This window comes from Ursidibacter arcticus (genome assembly GCF_009761375.1).
GTDB lineage: Bacteria > Pseudomonadota > Gammaproteobacteria > Enterobacterales > Pasteurellaceae > Ursidibacter > Ursidibacter arcticus.
On sequence record NZ_LEKM01000093.1, the window covers coordinates 1 to 2872 of the forward strand.

The following is a 2872-nucleotide window of genomic DNA, read 5'->3' on the forward strand; positions in this document are numbered from 1 at the left end:
GTTAATTTGCTATAGAAAAAAACCAGTATTTAGAGAAAAAGGAACTTGCTATACTAACAAATGAGTGTGCAGATAAAAAGACGGCACAGGTACACTCAACCTACTACATAGCATATTACATAACTACGCTCATAATATTAATGCCGACCAAATTATCAGTGCACATAATAACCTTCAACCTTTTATTATTGCAATTTGGAATAAATTTCACTGGCCAAACGCAAACTAGGGTTATATAATGGCACTATGGTTATCATAAGAGGCCTTTACTATGCGTTATACACCGCTTCGTTATCCAGGGGGAAAATCTAAATTTACTCCAACTATTAAAGCAATTATTGAAAAAAATAACCTTAATGGTCATTACGTAGAGCCCTACGCAGGTGGAGCTGGTGTCGCATTGGATTTGCTCTTTAGTGGCTATTGTACTGATATTCACATCAATGATTTAGACTTGGCCATTTATTATTTTTGGAAGTCAATCACTGAACAGCCAGAAGATTTTATTCGCCTGATCAATAACACAGAAGTCACTATTGAAGAATGGCATAAACAAAAATCGATACTCAAGGAAAAAGAAAATATTTCTCCGTCCCTACATAACAAAATAAAATCTGTTATTTTTCAATTGGTTATAACTTTTCTTGTAGGGACGCCACGCTGGCGTCCGAATGAAAAAAGACTTTGTCAATAATCTGACCCTCCGAAGAAGGTTCAATTATGTGCGTACAGCTTGTTTTACTTCAAGATTCAAATCTAATGCTTTCATCACCTTAAAAACGGTAGAAAATGTCGGATTACCCTTGCCAGAAAAGGCTTTGTATAATCCCTCTCGACTTACGCCCACCTCTCTCGCCAACTGGCTCATATTACGCGCTTTAGCAATATCCCCTAATGCAGAAAGAATTAAGTCCACATCATCTTCTTTTAGCACTTCATTTAAATAAAGCTGAATTTCTTCCTCATTTCTTAAATGTTCTGCCATATCAAAATCTTGTAGTTCAACCATATTACACTCCTAACTCTTTTGCTAAGGCTTTTGCCTTCTTAATATCATTTTCTTGTGTCGATTTATCGCCAGCACAGAGCAAAATGACAATCACACCGTTCTGATTTTTCAAATAAACTCGATAGCCTTTGCCTTCCGTAATACGCAATTCAGAAATACCTTCCCCTACTGGTTTTACATCACCAAAATTACCTAGCTGTAATCGCTTAATTCGAGTTTGAATTTTTGCTCTTGCCCGCAAGTCTTTTAAATCATCAAGCCATTGCTTGAAAATTGTCGTAGATTTGATTTGAATCATCCTCTCCTCCTTGCATAGCATTATATCAAATATAGATTGAACTGTGAAATATAATTCACACTTATTTATAAATTCACAAAAGCCGCCATTCAATAGATTAAAAAAACAATCAATTAAACACTTTTCATAAAATTTTATTTCCTTGAAAAACAATACCTTAACAAAAAATACCGCAAATAATTATATTTATAATGACTTGCGGTATTTGTATAAATTAAAACCGCAGGTAATGTACACCCATCAAAACGCAGTACAGAAAACTGCAGTGTTCTTTAACAAATTAACAGACATATTCACAAACAAGCTCAAACGCACTGCAAAAGGATGTTGAAGAGGCAGAATCAACCATTGCAGAAAGCGGCTTATAGGTAAGTTGTGAAACTCCCTAAGCTATTCGGGCTGAAACAAGAGACTACGGTAGCTGTGGCGAGCTTGTTAGTGAATATGGAAAGTAGGCGTGATTGAAAGCAGATGCACACCACATCGAAGCGGATCGACCTACTTTAACTTGACCGCAACGGTTCGCCTTGTATTTGGCACTACTTTGTAAGGCGTGATGTTCGATTCATCAGACGGTCGCTATTCAAAACCACATTTGAATTAACACATCAAATTTGAGCGAGATTTGTTCTCCATTTATCTCAATCAAAAGCGAAAGAGCGTTTAAGTGTGGTTCTGAATGGCATAAAAGAACCTTAATTGTCGTGAAAGGCTAAACTCGACACAGACATAGCGATACTCCGTTTTGCCCCTGTAACAAGGGGCTTTTTTAGGATGATGTCGCCAACATACTTTCTATTCCTTGATGAAGTAAGACGCAACAAGGCGAGTTTTGCGGTTCTCGTCAAAAACCGCATTGACACCACCCTTTATTTCCTAACAGGCAGATAGATTTGCTTCTTCCATTTTTTAGGTGAATTTGGTGAAGAACAATGTAATTGAATAGTGTAAAAGTCGCCTTTAAAATCACTTAAATCAACATATAGCAAATTAACCCCAAACACCCTCCACCTTATAATATAATTCATCTATGGCATATTCAATTGAACTAAAACAAAAAGCTCTAGATTACCTAGATAAATGTGGCAACATCACTCAAGTTGCCACAGCTTTTGGTGTGGATAGAAGCACCATTCGTGCTTGGGTTAAAAAACAACAATCAGGCAATCTTGCTTGCTCTAGTGGAGGTTATCGCTACTCAAAAATAGACAAGCAAAAACTACTTCAACCGATACAAGAAAAACCTGATGCTCACTCTTATGAGATTGCACAAGAATTTGGCTGTAGCTCTGTTGCTGTCTTTAAAGCCTTAAAGAAGATGAACATTACTCTTAAAAAAGACGACCAATTACAAAGAACAAGACATAAACAAAGTTAAAGACTTTAAAGCTAAGCGCAACCAATTACTTGATAACAACCACTATCAACTGGTTTATCTAGACGAAACAGGATTTGATACTTATCTACATCGAACCCATACAAGAAGTTTAAAAGGTCAAAAGGTGTTTGATAAGATATCGGGTAAACGCTATCAAAGAATATCCCGCAGCACAAATGGGTAATCG

At 36.6% G+C, this 2872-nt stretch carries 4 protein-coding genes; 2 read left to right on the plus strand and 2 right to left on the minus strand.

Features of this window, described 5'->3' with window-relative positions:
• Positions 1–271: 271 nt before the first annotated feature.
• On the plus strand, positions 272–694 hold the full coding sequence (locus A1D25_RS01980; RefSeq protein ID WP_240327086.1) for a DNA adenine methylase: 423 nt from the start codon (positions 272–274) through the stop codon (positions 692–694).
• A 24-nt stretch (positions 695–718) separates the two neighbouring features.
• Here the strand turns inward: A1D25_RS01980 and A1D25_RS01985 are convergent, their stop codons facing one another.
• Both A1D25_RS01985 and A1D25_RS01990 read right to left on the minus strand, forming a co-directional pair.
• Positions 719–1009, minus strand: coding sequence for an addiction module antidote protein (locus A1D25_RS01985; protein WP_157394036.1), 291 nt, complete (start codon positions 1007–1009; stop codon positions 719–721).
• Between the two features lies 1 nt (position 1010).
• Positions 1011–1307: a type II toxin-antitoxin system RelE/ParE family toxin gene (locus tag A1D25_RS01990; protein ID WP_157394037.1), complete on the minus strand. Its 297-nt coding sequence runs from the start codon at positions 1305–1307 to the stop codon at positions 1011–1013.
• Between the two features lie 1030 nt (positions 1308–2337).
• On the opposite strand from A1D25_RS01990, the gene A1D25_RS01995 reads away from it, so the two are divergent.
• Entirely contained in the window at positions 2338–2685 is a 348-nt protein-coding gene (locus A1D25_RS01995) for an IS630 transposase-related protein (RefSeq protein WP_157394038.1), read from the plus strand.
• Positions 2686–2872 lie beyond the last annotated feature (187 nt).

Bases quoted from the DNA above. Each gene is read 5' to 3' on its own strand.
- A1D25_RS01985 (WP_157394036.1), bottom strand. From the start codon at position 1,009: ATGGTTGAACTACAAGATTTTGATATGGCAGAACATTTAAGAAATGAG.
- A1D25_RS01995 (WP_157394038.1), top strand. From the start codon at position 2,338: ATGGCATATTCAATTGAACTAAAACAAAAAGCTCTAGATTACCTAGAT.
- A1D25_RS01980 (WP_240327086.1), top strand. From the start codon at position 272: ATGCGTTATACACCGCTTCGTTATCCAGGGGGAAAATCTAAATTTACT.
- A1D25_RS01990 (WP_157394037.1), bottom strand. From the start codon at position 1,307: ATGATTCAAATCAAATCTACGACAATTTTCAAGCAATGGCTTGATGAT.